The 16,914-nt window shown below is 71.7% G+C and carries 14 protein-coding genes; 1 reads left to right on the top strand and 13 read right to left on the bottom strand.

Annotation, left to right across the window (positions count from 1 at the left end; translation table 11 throughout):
* Window positions 1-239 precede the first annotated feature (239 nt).
* The 11 genes from AC0699_RS12810 to AC0699_RS12860 form a co-directional block, all read right to left on the bottom strand.
* Window positions 240-1,178: an acyl-ACP desaturase gene (locus tag AC0699_RS12810; RefSeq protein WP_478659155.1), complete on the bottom strand. Its 939-nt coding sequence runs from the start codon at window positions 1,176-1,178 to the stop codon at window positions 240-242.
* A gap of 91 nt (window positions 1,179-1,269) precedes the next feature.
* Window positions 1,270-2,724 carry a DHA2 family efflux MFS transporter permease subunit gene (locus tag AC0699_RS12815; protein WP_478659157.1) on the bottom strand — a complete coding sequence of 485 codons (1,455 nt, stop codon included), beginning with the start codon at window positions 2,722-2,724 and terminating at the stop codon, window positions 1,270-1,272.
* Window positions 2,725-2,813: 89 nt separating this feature from the next.
* Window positions 2,814-3,680, bottom strand: coding sequence for an alpha/beta hydrolase (locus AC0699_RS12820; protein ID WP_478659159.1), 867 nt, complete (start codon window positions 3,678-3,680; stop codon window positions 2,814-2,816).
* Between the two features lie 109 nt (window positions 3,681-3,789).
* Window positions 3,790-5,193, bottom strand: a complete 1,404-nt coding sequence (locus tag AC0699_RS12825) for a nitrosuccinate lyase (RefSeq protein WP_478659161.1) — start codon at window positions 5,191-5,193, stop codon at window positions 3,790-3,792.
* Entirely contained in the window at window positions 5,190-7,145 is a 1,956-nt protein-coding gene (locus AC0699_RS12830; RefSeq protein ID WP_478659163.1) for an FAD/NAD(P)-binding protein, read from the bottom strand. The genes AC0699_RS12825 and AC0699_RS12830 overlap by 4 nt, the downstream gene beginning before the upstream one ends.
* 67 nt (window positions 7,146-7,212) lie before the next feature.
* The gene (locus AC0699_RS12835) at window positions 7,213-8,109 is read right to left on the bottom strand and encodes a prephenate dehydrogenase (RefSeq protein WP_478659165.1); all 897 of its coding nucleotides are present in this window, start codon (window positions 8,107-8,109) and stop codon (window positions 7,213-7,215) included.
* Window positions 8,094-9,011, bottom strand: coding sequence for a phytanoyl-CoA dioxygenase family protein (locus tag AC0699_RS12840; protein ID WP_478659167.1), 918 nt, complete (start codon window positions 9,009-9,011; stop codon window positions 8,094-8,096). The genes AC0699_RS12835 and AC0699_RS12840 overlap by 16 nt, the downstream gene beginning before the upstream one ends.
* Before the next feature lie 75 nt (window positions 9,012-9,086).
* Complete coding sequence (gene hppD / locus AC0699_RS12845; RefSeq protein WP_478659169.1) at window positions 9,087-10,151, bottom strand: 4-hydroxyphenylpyruvate dioxygenase; 1,065 nt, start codon at window positions 10,149-10,151, stop codon at window positions 9,087-9,089.
* The gene (locus AC0699_RS12850; RefSeq protein WP_478659171.1) at window positions 10,148-11,431 is read right to left on the bottom strand and encodes a beta-ketoacyl-[acyl-carrier-protein] synthase family protein; all 1,284 of its coding nucleotides are present in this window, start codon (window positions 11,429-11,431) and stop codon (window positions 10,148-10,150) included. Before AC0699_RS12850 ends, hppD begins: the two co-directional genes overlap by 4 nt.
* Window positions 11,428-13,077 carry a class I adenylate-forming enzyme family protein gene (locus tag AC0699_RS12855; protein ID WP_478659173.1) on the bottom strand — a complete coding sequence of 550 codons (1,650 nt, stop codon included), beginning with the start codon at window positions 13,075-13,077 and terminating at the stop codon, window positions 11,428-11,430. The genes AC0699_RS12850 and AC0699_RS12855 overlap by 4 nt, the downstream gene beginning before the upstream one ends.
* Before the next feature lie 130 nt (window positions 13,078-13,207).
* The gene (locus AC0699_RS12860) at window positions 13,208-13,474 is read right to left on the bottom strand and encodes an acyl carrier protein (protein ID WP_478659175.1); all 267 of its coding nucleotides are present in this window, start codon (window positions 13,472-13,474) and stop codon (window positions 13,208-13,210) included.
* Window positions 13,475-13,492: 18 nt separating this feature from the next.
* On the opposite strand from AC0699_RS12860, the gene AC0699_RS12865 reads away from it, so the two are divergent.
* Window positions 13,493-14,161, top strand: a complete 669-nt coding sequence (locus AC0699_RS12865) for a 4'-phosphopantetheinyl transferase family protein (RefSeq protein ID WP_478659177.1) — start codon at window positions 13,493-13,495, stop codon at window positions 14,159-14,161.
* On the opposite strand, the gene AC0699_RS12870 is transcribed toward AC0699_RS12865, so the two are convergent.
* The gene (locus AC0699_RS12870; RefSeq protein WP_478659179.1) at window positions 14,102-15,589 is read right to left on the bottom strand and encodes a class I adenylate-forming enzyme family protein; all 1,488 of its coding nucleotides are present in this window, start codon (window positions 15,587-15,589) and stop codon (window positions 14,102-14,104) included. The two genes, AC0699_RS12865 and AC0699_RS12870, sit on opposite strands and share 60 nt — an antisense overlap.
* Before the next feature lie 213 nt (window positions 15,590-15,802).
* The gene (locus AC0699_RS12875; protein WP_478659181.1) at window positions 15,803-16,903 is read right to left on the bottom strand and encodes an alpha-hydroxy acid oxidase; all 1,101 of its coding nucleotides are present in this window, start codon (window positions 16,901-16,903) and stop codon (window positions 15,803-15,805) included.
* Window positions 16,904-16,914 lie beyond the last annotated feature (11 nt).

Below are 16,914 nucleotides of genomic sequence, written 5' to 3' on the forward strand. Positions count from 1 at the left end.
GAGCGGCCGGCCTTCCGGACCGGCCTCCGCTCACTCCCACCGAGGCTCGGCATCCGGCCTGCGGCCGCCAGGCCTTTCTCCCACCGCCGGCCTTGCCGACGCAGCAAGGCTTGCGAGCGGCCCGCCTCCACTCCCCCGCCCGAAGCAGAGCGCCGCGCCCCCACCTTTCCCGCCCGTGCCCCAACCGCGTCGGGGGCGACCGAGTTCCGGTCGCCCCCGACGCATTGCGGCGTTTCGGATCAGGCTGCCGCGGTCTCCCTCTTGGCTCGTGCCGCCCTGATTCCCTCGCGGCGGTCGGTGAAGGAGGTCGCCTTGTTGTCCAGTCGGGCGACGAACGCGGCGAGTTCCTCCCGTGCCGCCTCACCGGCCGCGCCGAAACCGTCCCGTTCGAAGACGCGCAGCTTGCGCAGGATCGGCATGACGACGCTGTCGTGGTGGAGGCGCAGGTCGTAGATGCCGGCGATGGCGATCTCCGCGGATTTGCGGCCGAAGTCCTTGATCGTGGAGCCCGGCATCTCGAAGCCGACGACGACGTCCCGGACGACCTGCATGGCGGTGTCCGGCGCCAGTTCGAACGCGGCCTCGACCAGGTTGCGGTAGAAGACCATGTGCAGGTTCTCGTCCGCGGCGATTCGCGCGAGCAGCGCGTCACACAGCGGATCCGTGCTCACCTGGCCGGTGTTGCGGTGCGAGATACGCGTGGCGAGCTCCTGGAACGCGGCGTACGCGATCGCGTGCAGCGCGCTGTAGCCGTCGGGACGGTCGTAGCCGCCCGCCATGTGCACCATCCGGGCGCGTTCCAGGGCCTTGGGGTCGACGGCCCGGGTGACCAGGAGGTAGTCGCGCAGCGCGGTGCCGTGCCTCGCCTCCTCGGCGGTCCAGCGGTCGACCCAGGTGCCCCAGGCCCCGTCCTTGCCGAACTCGGCCACCGCGAAGTGGTAGCCGGGCAGGTTGTCCTCCGTCAGCAGGTTGACCACCAGGGAGGTGCGGGCCACCTCCGGCAGCGTGGCCTCGTCCTGCGTCCACGGCTCCCCACCGAGCGGACCGTCGAACGTACGGCCCTGGCTCCACGGGATGTACTCGTGCGGGAACCACTCCCTGGCGACGCCGAGATGACGGTGGAGGTTGCTCTCCACCACCGGTTGCAGTTCCGCCAGCAAGGAGTGCTCGGCTCTCATGGCAAAGCGGTCAGATCGGTCGATGGGTGGCATCGTGCTCTCTTCTTCACATCGTCGTGGGAGTCGGTGACTCCCGCCGCATACCTGACGGTTACGTGTTCCGTGCGGACCGGGACCGGATCGCCGGCGCCGCCACCGCGGCCGCCACAGCGCCGACGGCGCAGGCGAGGAACACCTGGAGGTAGCCCTCGTCGTCGAGGACGTTGTAGCGCTCGAGGATGGCTGCGAGGGCGGCGATACCGAGGGCGCCACCGATCTGACGGGTCGTCATCAGCAGTCCGGTGCCGGAGGCGAAGCGCTGCGGCGGCAGCGAGGCCGTGGCCGCGTTGGAGATCGCGGTCAGCGCCGCGCCGATGCCGATGCCGGCCAGGATGCCGATGGGCAGCCAGACCGCCACGTACTGCTTCTCGGTGCCCAGCAGCAGGTACATCGCGGCGCACGAGGCGCCGAAGAGCGCGGAGCCGATGGCCACCGCGGCCCACTGGCTCGCCGGACCGACACGGCGCCCCACGACCATCGCCCCGATGGCGGCGGCAAAGGCGCCCGGCGTCACCGCGAGACCGGCCTTCAGCTCCGAATAGCCCCACACCGCGTTGAGGAACAGCAGGGAGCTGAGGAGATAGGAGTACATGGCCGCACCGAAGAGCAGCGAGGTGACATTGGTGGCCGCGAAGACACGGCTGCGCCACAGATCCCATTCGAGGGCGGGTGCGGCGTGCCGCCGGGACAGCAGCAGGGCCACCGCGAGCAGCACGACACCGCCGATGAGCAGACCGAGGACGCGTCCGCTGTCCCAGCCCCACTCGGTCCCCTGGGTCACGCCGAAGACGACACCGCCGATACCCAGGGCGAGGGCGAGGGTGCCGACGGGGTCGGGCAGCTTGCGTCCGCTCGGCGCGTCAGCGGTGAGTCTGGCCGCGCCGATCAGGATGGCGAGCCCGATCGGCAGGTTGATCAGGAAGACGCTGCGCCAGCCAGAGACGTCCACCAGGAGTCCGCCGAGGCTCGGGCCCACGGCGGCGGCCATGCTGCCGACCGCGCCCCAGACGCCGATGGCGACCTGCCGGCGGGCCGGGGGCGTGTGTTGCAGCACCAGTCCGAGCGCCGAGGGGATCAGCCCCGCGGCCCCCACGCCCTGCAGGGCGCGGGCGGCAATGAGCATGGGCACGCCGGCGGCGAATCCGCTCAGCAGCGAGGCCACGATGAAGACGGTCGTGGACCACAGGAACAGCTTCTTGCGCCCGATGACGTCGGCGACCCGGCCGGCGACGGCGAGCAGCGCCGCGAAGAGGACGGTGTACGACGTCACGACCCAGGTCAGCTGGGACAGCGAGGCGTCGGGGAAGTCGGCGCGCAGGTCGGAGAAGGCGATGTTCACGACGGTGGTGTCGAGCACCGCGAGGAACGTCGCCCCCGACGCGACGAGCAGGGCGAGCTTGGCCGTGGCCGCGGCCGCCGCGGAGATCTGCGGCGACTGCTCGGCGTCCTCCGGCAGCGCTGTGCCGGCCGGACCGGCGTCCGACGAGTGGGGTGAGGCGGTCGTCATGCGAGGTGATCCCTTCGTCTGATGCGCAGCCGTCGCCCGGACCGCAGCGGCCGCACCCGCCGCATAAAACTAAACGATCGTGCGTACATTCAAAAGAGGGATCTCCCGGATTCCGGCGTGATGAAGTCCATCGCGCTGTCGATGACCGCCGGCTCGGCCAGCACCTTGCGATGCCCCAGGCCATGAGTGAGGACGACTTCGGCCTGCTCTCCGTAGGCGGCCTTGAGCGCGTGCGCGTGGGCGACGGGGACCATTTCGTCGTCGGTGTCATGAATGATCCGCATCGGTACGCCGATCTCCTCGGTCCGGCGTGTGGCGTCGAACAGCTCCCAGGGGTCCTGGACCTCCGCGAAGAGCAGGTGCTCGATCCGGAACCGGAGGTCGTGCCACAGGCCGGGGCGCAGCCCCAGGATCCGGGCGAACTCGTCGGGAAAATGGCCGAAATCCTTCACCGCGGCCACCGTGACGAGACGCTCGGTCAGCAGGCCCCCGCGCAGCGCCAGGAACGCGCTGGTGGCCCCGAGGGAGTGGGCGACCACCGTGTGGAAGGCCCCGTACCGGTCCTGGAGCAGGCTGATGATCTCGCGGTACTCGAGGATGGTGGTGCTGTTCCCCTCCGACTCCCCGTGTCCTGGCGCGTCGAACGCGAGCCCGGTCAGCCCCAGTGCCTCCAGACGCGGCACGAAGCCGGCGTACCGCGAGGCCCGGGACTGCCAGCCGTGCAGCATCAGCACCGGCCGTCCGCCGTCGCCCCAGCGATAGACCCGCACCCGCTTGCCGGCCACGGTCAGCTCTTCGGTCACGGCCCGCTCGTGCACGGCGCGTTCACCGGGCAGTACCTCGCCCCGCCGCACCGGGTGGCGGAACAGCGCGAACACCGCCTGCCCCGCAAGCCCCGGAGCCGGACGGGCCAACCCGTTCAGCAACGCCCCGACCAGCGGCGCACCCCGGCTCATAGCGCCGTCCCAAGGGCCGGCCGGATCAGCTCCACCGCCACCGCACGCTCACCGGCCCCGCGCTCACCGGACGCCCCTTCGATGGCCCGCCGGGTCGGTTCACGCCCGCTCATCGTTCCTCTCCCAGCGCCCGCCGCGTCAGTTCCTGCGCGGCCCCCGTGTACGCGGCCGGGTCGAGGAGTGCTTCGATGTCGCGGGCGTCGAAGCGGCCGGCCAGTTCGGGCTGCGCCGCGAGGACATCGGCGAGGGAGCGGCCGGTGGTGGCGCTCTGCGCCGAAGCCCTGCTCACCACCTCCTTGGCCGCCGCCTTGCCGAGGGCGGACGCGAGCACGGCCGCGAGCCGCTCGGAGACGATCAGGCCGCCGGTCAGCCCCAGGTTGGCGCGCATGCGCTCGGGCGCCACCACCAGCCCGGACACCAGCTCGCGGGCCGTGTGTGCGGCCCCGCCCGCCAGCCGCAGGCACTCGCGCAACGGCTGCCACTCGGCGTGCCAGGCACCGGCCGAGCGCTCGTCCTCGGAGAGCATCGTCTGCGTCAGCACACTCGCGTAGGCGGGCACTTGGAACGCGGCCGAGCGGATCAGCGTTGCCAGCGCCGGGTTGCGCTTCTGCGGCATCGCCGAGGAGACACCCCGCCCGGCCGCGGCGGGCTCCGCCACCTCGGCGGTCTCGGTGCGGGCCAGCGACTGAACGTCCACCGCGATCTTGCCCAGCACCCCGGTGGTCAGGGCGAGTCCGGCGGCCAGCGCGGCGATCGGCGCACGGTGACTGTGCCAGGGCAGCAACGGGGCACGCAGGCCGGTCTCCGCGGCGAACCGCTCCGTCAGCCGTCGCGCGTACGCCTCGGTCAGGGGCTCCTGCCGGTCCTCCCGGTGCAGCCGCTCGTACTCGACGTAGCCCGCCAACGTGCCCGCCGCGCCGCCGAGTTGCACCATGAGCCCCTCGGCCCGCAGCCGGCGCAGCCGGTCCGCCGCCTCGGTCACCGCCAGCAGCCACCCGGCGGCCTTGAGACCGAACGTCGTGGGTACGGCGTGCAGCGCGAGCGTGCGTCCCGCCATCAGCGTCCCGGTGTGCTCGCCCGCGAGCGCGCGCAGCGCCCCCGCCACGTGGTCCAGGTCGGCCAGCAGGACGTCCAGGGTCCGGGCCGCCACGAGCATCAGCCCGGTGTCGAAGATGTCCTGGCTGGTCGACCCGCGGTGCACGTAGTCAGCGGCGTCCGGATCCTTGGCCGCCACCACGGAGGTGAACGCCTGCACCACGGCCACCACCGGGTTGGCCGCCCCCCGGCTGAGTACGGCGAGCGCGCGCAGGTCGAGGTGGTCGGCGCGGGCCAGCCCGGTGATGGTCCGCGCCGCGTGCTCGGGCACGTTGCCCAGGCCCGCCTGGGCGCGCACCAGCGCCGCCTCCGCGTCGAGCATCGCCTGCAACCAGGCCTGGTCGGAGGTGGCCTCCTCCGCGGGGGTACCGGCGCGCACGGGGCTGAGCAGCCCGGCGTCGATGTTCAGGGTGGTCACCTGGTCAGCTCTCCGATCATCTCGTTGTCCGGTCGCCGGTCCGCCGCGCTCGCGAGGACGGCGCGGGCGACGGCGTCGGAGTCCTGAAGCGTCACCGAGTTCACGCCGGGACGTATCCCGGCCGCCGTCGCCCAGTGCACGGACTCCGTGGGCACGCCGAAGGCGAAGCGGCGCGGGTGGACGCGGCCCTCGGCGTCAATCAGCCGGAACGGCGCGTCGGTGACGGCCAGTCCACCCGTCTCGTACGCCCCTCCCTCGGGGTCGCCGATCTTGTGCGGGCGGCACTGGCCGGACTCGAGCAACTGGCGCAGCAGTGGGTCTGCGGTGGTGCGTAGGTCGATCTCCGGCAGTCGGGCCTCGATCAGCGTGCTGGCCGGGATCCGGGAGCCGGGCACCGCCGGGGACTCGACCACGAACGCCCCCGCCGCCTCGTCGGTGACGGCGCGCGCGTCGGGGCCGAGCACACGCAGCGCCCCGGCCTCGATCAGGGCGATCGCCTCCTCGATCCGGCTGGCGGGCGGGCCGATGGACAGGAACGCGTTCAGCGGCGTGTACCAGCCGTCCAGGTCCTGCCGGTGCGAGCGGCCCGTGAGCCCGCCGTGGTCGATCACGAGCCGCAGCTCGTTGCGCAGGTCGCGCAGGACGTCGAGCGCCGCCTTGAGCGGGCCGTCCACGTTGCCGGTGCGCGCTGCCAGCAGGTCCGCGCGCAGATAGGAGACCAGCCAGTCCTGGAAGTCCCTTGGCGAGACGAAATCGTGTCCCGTGTACGGCCGGGCGATCCGGTTCCAGTCCCAGCGCTCGTCCGGGGCGACGCCGAACTCGTCGAGGCAGTCCTGCTCCCGTCGGCTGCCCGGTGGCGCGGCGAGGTAGGCGTCGCGCATCCGGCGTGCGTCGCCCGCCCGGCCGGCGGCCGTGAGCAGCGCGGTGTAGTAGACGGTCTCGACCTCCTTGGACACCAGCGGCCACACGGTCTCGCGGAAGTCGATCCCGCCCCGCCGCCGGGACCGCTCCCGCAGTTCCTCGATCACCTCGCCGGTGAGCACGGCCGGCTCGTGCCGCCCGTGCGCGCCCTTCTGGTTCTCGCCCCGCGCGTGGAAGGGCAGGCCCCGGCGGGAGCCCGCCACCATCCGGGGTTCGCGGCCGGACGGCAGGTAGACGAGCCGACCGCCCTGCCGCTCGAACCGCCCGCCGCGGCCGAGCGTCAGGAGGGCCATGTAGTCGAAGAAGTTGAGCCCGAGCCCGATCAGCGCCACCGTCTCGCCAGGCCGCACGGCCGTCAGGTCGACGTCCGCGGGGTTGGCGGGCGTGACGTAGCCGAGCCCGTGGACCGCGGCAAACTCGCCCAGGTCGCGCTGGCGACCGGAGTGCCGTACCGGCAGATGGCCCTGGGCGAGGATGACGATGTCGAGTCCCTGGACGAGTGTGCCGTCGTCGAGCCGCACGCGCTGGGTGCCGTCCGGCTCGTCGTCGAGCGCCACCGCGCGGGCGCGGTGTACGACGGTGGTCACGCTGACCGGCGCCGTCTTGGTGACCCGCTGGAAGACCCACTCCAGATAGTGGCCGTAGAACGAACGGGTGGGATACGAGTCGGGGCCGAGCGCGCGCGCCTCGCCCAGCACCCGTTCGTCGTGCCGGCGACCGTCCATGGGGCCGATGAAGGTGAGGAAGCGCGCCCACTCGTACAGGCTCGGGCCGGGGACGAGCGCCCCCTCGATCCGCACGCTGTCGTCGGTGAACATCGTGACCTGGGAGGCCACCGTGTTCATCAGCAGGTGCTCGGACTGGTCGGTGCGCCACACCTGCCCGGCGCCGGGTGGATACGGGTCGATCACGTGCACGGTGATCGGTACGTCGTCCGGGACCGACGCGGCGTTCGCACACAGCCGTTCGAGGACCGAGAGGCCGCGGGGCCCGGCACCGATCACGCAGACGTCGAGCCGTCGGCTGGTCATAGTCGCTCTCTCCACTGGTTCGGAAGTCGTCGTGGGCCCGTTCGCCCGACCGACGGGCGGCGGTGCCTCATTTCCCCGCGGCCGCACCGCTCAGCGCCCGCCCCTGGATCAGGCCGCGCCCTCGCACACCGCGGACCAAGGCGTCGTTGAGGTGGGCCCGGCCGACGGGGCCGTGCGCCGACGGGCCCTGCGCCAGCTCCCGCAGGGCGTCCACGGCCGCGTCCAGCTCCAGGGCCAGCTCCGTCAGCACCTCCGCGACCGCGGCCGCGTTCGAGCTGAGGATGTCGGTCCACAGATCGGCGTCGCCCGCGGCGATCCGGGTCGCGTCGCGCAGCCCCTGCCCGGCGAGCTGGAGATGGGACTCGTCGCCGTGCAGCAGCCGCGCCGCGAGGAGGCTCGCGACCAGGTGCGGGGTGTGCGAGACGAGGGCCACCGCCCGGTCGTGCTGGGCGGGGTCCATCACCAGCGGCCGCGCACCGCACAGTTCGGCGAGGGCCGTCGCCCGGCCGACCGCCCGCTCGCCGGCGCTCCCGGCCGGGGTCAGCACCCAGGGCCTGCCCTGGAAGAGGCCGGCCTGCGCCGCGAGCGGACCGGACTGCTCCCGGCCCGCCATCGGGTGACCGCCCACGAAGCGGGACAGGTCGCAGCCCAGCTCCGCCGCCTCCAGCTGCGGTCGTACCTTGACGCTGGACACGTCGGTGAAGTCCTGGGCCAGCACCCGCAGCTGGTGCTCGCGCAGGGACGTGGCGACATGCTGCGGGGGTACGGCGAGGACGGCCAGGTCCACGGGCGTGCGGGGCGCCCCCACCACCCCCGCGCCGAGATCGGCCGCGATGTGCGCCGCCTCGGGGTTCTCGTCGAGGAGGTAGGGGGTGATGCCCCGGCCCCGCAGGGCCAGGGCGATCGACGTACCGATCAGACCCGTTCCGACCACCGCGACACCGCGCATCAGCGGCTGCGCCACAGCACGGGGAGAAACTCGGGGTCCGCGTAGTCCGGCGTCCCCTCGGCGATCCCGCGCACCAGGACGTCGTGGTTGTACGAGACCTCGGTGCCGTCGGAGCGGCGGAAGGCGCGGTAGCGGTTCTCGCCGTCCTGGAGGTGGAAGGAGATGGCCCGGCGCGGCCGGCCGCTCACGTTCGCTCCGCTGCCGTGGTAGGTGCGGCAGTGGTGGAAGCTGACGTGGCCCTTCGGTATCTCCATGGGGATCTTGCGCACCTCGACGCCGTTGTACGCGGCGTTCTCCTCCAGCATCTGCTCGAGCTCGCTGCGGTCGCGCTCGGCGAAGTGCAGGGAGGTGGCGTCGTTGGCGGCCGTCTCCTTCCACCGGTGGCTGCCGTCGATCATCGTGATCGTGCCCATCTCCTCCCCGCAGTCGTGGAAGGGGATGAACGCGGTCAGCATCCGCTCGGAGGTGGAGGTGGCCCAGTAGTGCCGGTCGAAGTGCCAGGGCACGATGTTCGACTGCTCCCCGGCCACCGGCGGCTTGTAGATCAGGGTGGACTGGAACACCCGTATCTCCTCGGACTCGGCGAGCCGCGCGGCGACCGCGCCGAGCAGCGGCTTGCGCAGGATGCGGCCGATGGTGTCGTCCTCGTAGTGGATGTAGTCGTTGTGCCGCTGCACGGGGCCGTGCCCGGGCTCCCAGTAGGCGAGCTTGGGCGGGCGCACCGGCAGCGTCCGGTCGCGGTGACCCGCGTAGAAGCGCTCGCTCGCCGACTCGAGGAGATCGGTCTCCTCGTCGGTGAAGAGCTTTTTGGACAGGTACCAGCCGTGCTCGGCGTAGAAGTCGACTTCTTCGTCCGTCGGGAGGAGTGCGCGCTCCTCGTCGGTCAGGGTGAACGGTGTGGTGTCCTGAACAGTCACGGTTTTCCTCGAGTACTGCGGTTGCGGGCAGAGAAGGTCGGGGGTGCGAGGGCGTCGGGTGCCGGTACCGGCGCGTCAGGCCATCGCCTTCTCGCGGGCCACGGCCTCGTAGAGGGCCTTGATGTTGCCGCTGCCGAAGGTGCGGGCACCGTGCCGGTCGATGACCTCCCAGAAGAAGGTCTTCCGGACGTGCATGGACTGGGTGAAGATCTGGAAGACCTGGCCCCAGTGGTCCTGGTCGACCAGGACGTTGGTGCGGCGCAGGTCCTCGATCCGCACGTCGGGCCGGGCGAGGCGCTCCGTCAGCTCGTCGTAGTAGGTGCCGGGCGTGTCCAGGAAGGAGACGCCACGGGCCTCCATCGCCGGGACGGTGGCGACGATGTCGTCGGTGAGCAGCGCGAGGTGCTGCACGCCGGCGCCGCCGTGCCGGGCAAGGAAGGCGTCGATCTGGCCGGGCTGACGGTCCGTCACGGGCTCGATGAGCGTGAAGGTGACCTTGCCGGACGGGCTCTGCACCACCTTGGAGTCCATGGCCTGCTCACCGACCTCGATGAACTCCTCGAAGATCTGACTGAACCCGAGGACCTTCTCGTAGAAGGCGACCGTCGGCCGCAGCTCGCCCGCCGGCAGGCAGATCGCGGCGTGGTCGACGGTGTGCAGCAGTTGCTCGCTCTCCTCGGGGTCGGCGGCGAAGATGTCCATCACGCCGGGCAGGAAGTCGTCCCGGTCCCCGGTGCGCTGCACGAACCGGTGCGCGACGTCGCCGAATCCGAGCACGGAGGCGGTGACGACCTCGCTGCCGCACCGGCTGTGCACGACGGGCTCCTGTACGGCGGTCGCCCCCCGCTCGACAGCCGTCTCGAACGCCTTGGCGGCGTCGGTGACCTCGAAGGCGATATTGGCCACGCCGTCGCCGTGCCGGGAGACGTACTGCGCCGCCGGGTGGTCCGCGGTCAGCGCGGAGGTCAGCACGATGTCGACGCCGCCCTGCCGCAGCAGCAGCGACCGGCTGTCCGTCTGGCCCGTCTCGGGACCCGCCTGGCCGCGCACCCGGAAGCCGAACGCGGTGCACAGGTAGAACGCCGACTGCTGGGCATCGCCGACATAGAACTCGACGTGGTCCACGGCTCCGATGTTCACGTGCGTACTCCCTCTTTCTGTCGCTTGTTGCGGGTGCTGGCCGTGCCGAAGAGCAGGCTGACGTTGTGGCCGCCGAAGGCGAACGAGTTGGAGACGGCGGCCTCGACCGGTACGCGCCGCGCCTCACCCCGCACGTGGTCGAGGTCGCAGGCCGGGTCCACCTCATCGAGGTTGTGGGTGGGCGGCAGCATGCCGCGCGAGAGGGCGAGGGCACAGATGGCCGCCTCCACCGCGCCGGAGCCGCCGAGCAGATGGCCGGTCATCGACTTGGTGCTGCTCACGGCGGGCGAGCGGTCCCCGAAGACGGCCCGGACGGCCTTGGTCTCGGCGACGTCGCCCAGCTTGGTGGCCGTCCCGTGCGCGTTGATGTAGCCGATGTCGTCCGGCACCAGGCCGCCCGTCGCGAGGGCTCCGCGCATGGCCTGGGCGGCTCCCTCACCCCCTGGGCGCGGTGCCGTGGGCTTGAAGGCGTCGGTCGTGACGCCCCAGCCGAGGAGGTCGGCGTAACCCGCCGCGCCGCGGGCGTCCGCGTGCTCGGCGCGCTCGACGACCAGCACACCCGCTCCCTCCGCCAGGACGAACCCGTTGCGGCGGCGGTCGAAGGGGCGGCTGGCCGCCTCGGGATCGTCGTCCCAGCCGCTCGCCAGCGCCCGGGCGTGCGCGAAGGCCAGCGCGGAGGTCGGGTTGAGCGGCGCCTCGGCGCCGCCGCAGACCACGACGTCGGCCTCGCCGTACCGGATCAGCCGGGCGGCCTCCGCCACGGCGTGGGCGCCGGCGGCGCAGGCCGTCGCCAAGGCCGAACTCCAGCCTCGGATACCGTGCTTGATGGCGATCCGGGCGGCCGCCATGTTCGGCAGCATGCCGGGCAGCAGGTAGGGGCTGACCGCCGTCGGGCCACGCTGGACACGCTCGTGCGTCTGCGCCTCGTACGTGGTCAGGCCGCCCGCGCCGCTGGAGACGACCACCGCGACCCGCTGCGGGTCGGCGTCACGGCCGACCACGAGCCCGGCGTCGGCCAGGGCGTCGTCGGCGGCGGCCAGGGCCATCAGGGCGTAACGGTCCACGAGCCGTCCCTCGCTGGGCGGCAGCACCTCCCGCGCCTCGATGTCCGGGGCGATGCCGGCGGTGCCCACGGTGCCGTCGAGCAGGTGCCCCTCCGGCGGCCTGCGCAGCCCGGACTTGCCGTGGCACAGGGCGTCGAAGGTGTCCACGGCGCCACGGCCGAGCGGGGTGAACGTACCGAGCCCCGTGATCACGGCGCCCGGGCGCGGGGCCGTCATACGGACACCTGCTTGGCGGAGGACTCCCGGCCGAGCAGCTCGCCGTCGAGGAACCGCTGACGCAGCAGGAACTTGCGCACCTTGCCGGTCGCGCCGAGCGGGATGCGGTCCGGGCTGACCACGACCACACGCTCGACGGTGCGGGCGACGTGCGGGTCCAGCGCGGCGAGCACCTCCGCCGTGCGGTCGGCCTCCTGGTCGGCCTCCGGGTCCAGCATGAGCAGGACCGAGGTGACCACCCGGCCGTCCGTGGGCACGGCGACGACCGTGCACTCCAGCACGTCGGCGCAGTCCGCGAGGACGCGTTCCTCGCACAGCATGGTGTAGAGGCGGTGGCCGTCGCCGAGGTCCACCGCGTCGACGGCACGGTCGACGTGGAAGTAGTAGCCCTCCTCGTCGCGGTAGACGAGGTCGCCGGTGAGGAAGTAGCCGTCCCTGCGGGTGCGGTAGGTGGTCACCGAGTCGTTCCAGTAACCCAGGGAGAGCGTCGGCGCATTGATGGCGAGCTGGCCGACCTCGCCGGTGCCGAGCTTCTCGCCGTCGTCGTCGACGACCGCCACGTCGGAGAAGGCGTGCGGCTTGCCGATGCAACGGCCGTAGCGCTTGGTGTCGGGAGTGTGGGTGATGTGGAACTGGGAGTGCCCCATCTCCGAGGAGCCCAGGCCGTCCACGAAGAACGAACCGGGCTGCCGCACCCGCCCCTGCGCGGTCACGGACTCCCGCGAGCCGGTGGCGATGAGCTTGCGGATGTGCGCCTCGTGCGCGCAGTCCCCGGTGTTCCACCAGGTGCGCACGGAGGCCAGGTCTCGCTTCGACAGGTCCTCGCCCGCGAGCTCCGACCAGGTTGCGGCGAAGCCGAGGACGCTCTGCGGCTGCCAGGACTCGATGGCGTCGAGGACCAGGGTGCCGGTCTGCCGGGAGACCACGGCGAGCTGGGCGCGGTTGGTCAGAGCGAGGTTGACGGCGATGACGGTGGCCGCGTGCGCGGAGGGCAGCGCGCCCAGCATCCGGTCCAGACCCTGGCCCTTGGGCAGCGACAGCCGGTGGCGGACGGCCGCGAACAGGCTGTGGTGGGAGTGGGTGACCGCCTTGGGCAGGCCGGTGGTCCCTGACGAGTGGGTGATGACCACGGGCTCGTTGCCGTGGTGCCGGTAGGGCCTGGGAGCCGACGCGGGGTCGCCCTTGCCGAGGTCGACCGGGTCGGCGAGCAGCGGCGTGGTGTTGCCGGCCGAGGACAGCGCGTCCCAGTGCGGGACATCGGCGATGACACCGACGGCACGCAGCCGCTTGATGTACTCGGCGGCCTGCTCGGCGGGGAGTCTGCCGTTGATGAGCGCGGGAATCGCGCCCAGGCGGGCGCAAGCCAGGTAGCTGAGGACCTGGTCGGCGCCGTCCGTCACCCAGACGGCGACCGGGTCGCGGGGCTGGACCCCGCGGGCGTGCAGCGCGGATGCCCGAGCGGCGACGCGCTCGCCGAGCTGCGCGAGGGTGAGGGCCTGCCAGGCCGGATGGCCGTCCACCTCGGTGTCGAAGGTCAGGGTCGGAGTGTCGAGGCCGGTGCCCCGCTCGATCAGTGTGGTGAGCACGTTGCCCACGCCCAGCCGTTGATCGGCCGCGAGTTCCGCGCGCTCGTTCTTCGGGTTCATTCCCGGATGTCCCTACTTTTCGGGCCTTGTTGTCTCGGACTCTTCGCGTACGGCTTGCGCCCCTCCCGCCCGGCGCCGAGGCGCCGGGGCCGGGAGGTGCGCGCAGGTCAGGAGGTCGTCGGCCGCGGTATCACTTGACCGCGGCAGCGGTGGCGGAGGCCCGGTCGACGATCTCCTTGACGAGACCGGCGACGGTGAGGAGCGCGACGGACTCCATCTCGTCCTCCTCGAACTTCACGCCGTACGTGTCCTCGACCTGGATGGCTATCTCGGCGACGGAGAGCGACTCCAGGTCCAGGCCGGCCGGGCCGAGCGGGGTGTCGCCGGTGACATCGGCCACGTCGTAGTTCATGTTCTTCAGCGCCTCGATGATGAACTTCTCAACCTCAGCGGACATTTGATTGACTCCCTGTTCATGGAAGGGCGCCCGGGGCTGGACCCGGACATGGTGACGGTGCTGTGGTGCACCACGGACGGGGACGAGCGCCGAGAGGCACGCACTCTGCTGCTGCGGAATGCGGCCGACATGCTCGGCGTCCCGGAGTCCGAGGTCTGGGTGGAACACGAACCCGGCGGCCGCCCGTATCTCGGCGGGGCCGGTGAGGCGATGCGCGTGAGCGTGGCCCACACGCGCGGAGCCCTGGCGATCGCCCTGACAGGCAGGGCTCCGGTGGGTGTCGATGTGGAAGGGGTACGCCGGCTGCGCGCCGAGTCGATGGCCCGCGCGTGGCTTCATCCCGCAGAGGCGGCCTGGATCCGTGGGCTGCCCGAGCAGGAACGGTCAGTGGCTTTCCTGTGGTTGTGGACGCAGAAGGAAGCGGTCGGCAAGGCACTCGGCCGGGGACTGCGCGGCGGGGGCATGAGCCGTTGTATGCCGCTTCCGGACCGCTGGCCTCCCGGCCGGGACGCCCCGGCGTCGCCGTGCCCCCTGCCCGGCCTCGACGATGTCGCGTCCTCGGCCGTCCTGGTGGGTGACGGTCGTGTTGTCCTCGGCGTCGCGGTGCACGGTGACGCCGGGAGTGGTTCAGGCGATTGCGATGTCCGCGTCCAGGTGCGCCGGATCCGCTCCGGCGCCCGGAGCTGAGCCGTTCGCCGAGGCCGCGGACCGCACGGCGGCCCGCAGGATCTCGGCGTTGCGCACCGGCTTGCCGGTGACGGTACGGGGGATCTCCGGCAGGGCGTGCAGGGTGCGGGGCCGCTTGTACGGCGCGAGCCGGGCCGCGAGCGAGGCGGCGAGGCCGTCGAGGACCTCCTGCTCCCGCACGCTCACGAAGGCCTCGATGCCGGTGCCCTGCACGACCACCGCATCGGTGACCCCCGGCAGGGTGGTGAGGGCCTCCTCGACCTCGGCGAGGTCGACCTTCAGCCCGCCGATGGAGACCTGCGAGTCCAGTCTTCCGTGGACCGTCAGCAGACCGGTGGCCTCGTCGAAGCTGCCCGCGTCCTTGGTACGCAGCCAGCCGTCGATGAAGCGGGTCGGGTCCGCCGGCCCCACGTACGGGGTGGCCGGCAGACCCAGCAGGATCTGTCCGTCCTCGACCCGCACCTTCATGCCGGGTGCCGGCGTGAGGCCGGGGCGGGTGGAACCGGAGAGGTCGGTGGCGATGACGCCGGCTTCGGTCATGCCGTACATGACGCCCAGATCGGCACCGTAGTTGCGGGTGAACCGTTCCCAGACGTCCGTTCTGACCAGTTCGCCGCCCACGATCATCCGGCGCAGCTGGGGAAGGCTCGGCGGCGTCTGGGGCGCGGTGAGGAGCGCCGCCTGCGAGGGCACCCCGAGGATGGTGGTCGGCTCGTCGCCCGCGGCGACGGCCTTGAGAATGCCGTCGACCGTCTGGGTGCCGGGCAGGACGACCTCCACGCCGGAGGCGAGTCCGTACAGCAGTCCGCCGACGAGGCCGAGGACGTGGATGATCGAGGCCAGCACGACGGTGCGTTCGCCTCGGCGCGGAAAGCCGTCGAGGCGCGCGTACCGGTCGAGTTCCTCCAGGAGGCTGCCGACCGTGCGGCCGATGACCTTGGAGGGGCCGGTCGAGCCGGAGCTCAGCTGGAGCAGTGCGTGTGGCGAGGCGGCCGGGCGGCCGCCGTGCACCGGGGTGATGCGGGTGGTGACGTCGAAGTGCCCGCGCAGTCGGCCGGTGACCTCCTCGACCGGCTCGACGACCAGCTGCGGCGCGAGCCGCGCCATCGCTTTGCCCACCTCGTAGGTGGTCAGCCGGTGGTCGAGCAGCGCGACCTGCGCTCCGGTGCGCCACCCGGCGAGCATGGCGACGACACAGGCGAGGGAGGGGGGCATCCGTACGGCGAGCGTCCCCCCTGTCACCAGGCCGGCGGCCTGGAGGCGCTCCTGCTCTGCTGTGACGAGTCGGCGCAGTTCCGCACGACTGACGGGCCGGCCCAGATGGAGGGCGGTTCTACGGGAGTCCCCCTCGAGTAATAAGTCGTCGATCCAGGCGCCCCCGCTGCAATCGGCCCTTTTCGGCACCGTTTCCCCCACTGGAATCCCCACCAATCAAAGCGTTCGAAACGACCTGCCACCCTCCGCTTCCCCCGTGGCGGCAAATTCATCATTGCCTAGTACCTGCCAGTAATCAAGCAAAGCTGGGTGAACTGTTGCTCCTCGAAGAATGCCCCTGAACAGCTATTTTCGAGCGCGTCGAGGCACCCATCCACTCAAGGAGGAGCAAGTGAATGGGAGGCGACCCGGCGAGTCAAAGAAAATTCACTTACGAGTAACCCCCGAGGGGCCGAAGAGCTGAACCCGCGGAAGGCCCATCAGGGCCATGACCTCTTCGAACTCCGTCATGAGCGCGCGGAGGACCGCGGCGGCACCAGCGGTTCCGGAATGCGTGAGTCCCCAGAGAATGGGACGTCCGACTAAAACGGAATCCGCCCCCAGACAGAGCGCCTTCGCGATATCGGCGCCGTGCCGAACCGAGCCGTCGAGGATCACCGGACAGCGCCCCGAGACGGTCTCGGCAATCTCCGTAAGCGCCTCCACAGCAGTTTGTGCGAAATCGAGCTGACGCCCTCCGTGATTTGACACGACAATCCCGTCGGCTCCGTGTTTCAGGGCCAGCTCGGCGTCCTCTCCGGTAAGCAGGCCCTTCAACACGAGCGGCAGTTCGGTGCGTTCGCGCAGCCAGGCAAGGTCACCCCAGGTGATGGAGGCGTCGAACTGTTCCCGGGAATGCCGCGCGATGGCGGACTCACCCGGTTCGTCGACATGAGAGGCCGACATGACGGAAGGATCGACGTTCACCGCGCGAATGCCCTCCGGAACGGCGAAACCGTTGCGCGCGTCCCGCGGCCGGTGGGCGACCCGTGGCGCGTCGACCGTCAGGACCAGCGCGCGGTACCCGGCGGCCTCCGCCCGTCGTACGAGGTCGATCATCGGTTCACGCCGTTTGAGCCAGTACAGCTGCAGCCACAGCGGCCCCGTGGCCGCCGCTGCGATGTCCTCCAGGGTGCGGCTCGCGAACATGCTGACCGTGAAGAGCACGCCGGCCTCTCCGGCCGCGCGCGCCGTCGCCACCTCCCCCTCGGGATCGGCGAGTCGGTGGTACGCCATGGGCGCGATGCCCAGCGGTGCCGCGAGATCCGTCCCCAGCAGCGAGGTGCGGGGGTCGCAGTCCGAGACGTCGACCAGACACCGCGGCCTCAGCCGGATCCGGTCAAGAGCCTCGCGGCCGGCCGACAGCATCGACTCGGTCCCGCTCCCTCCCGCCAGGAAGTCCCATACCGGCCCCGGCAGCCGCTCTCTGGCGGCCGCCTCGTACTCGTCAAGCGCCGATGGCACCTCTGCGAACACCCCCGAGGTCATGGTTTCCAGCC

The organism is Streptomyces sp. NPDC043870 (assembly GCF_056435785.1).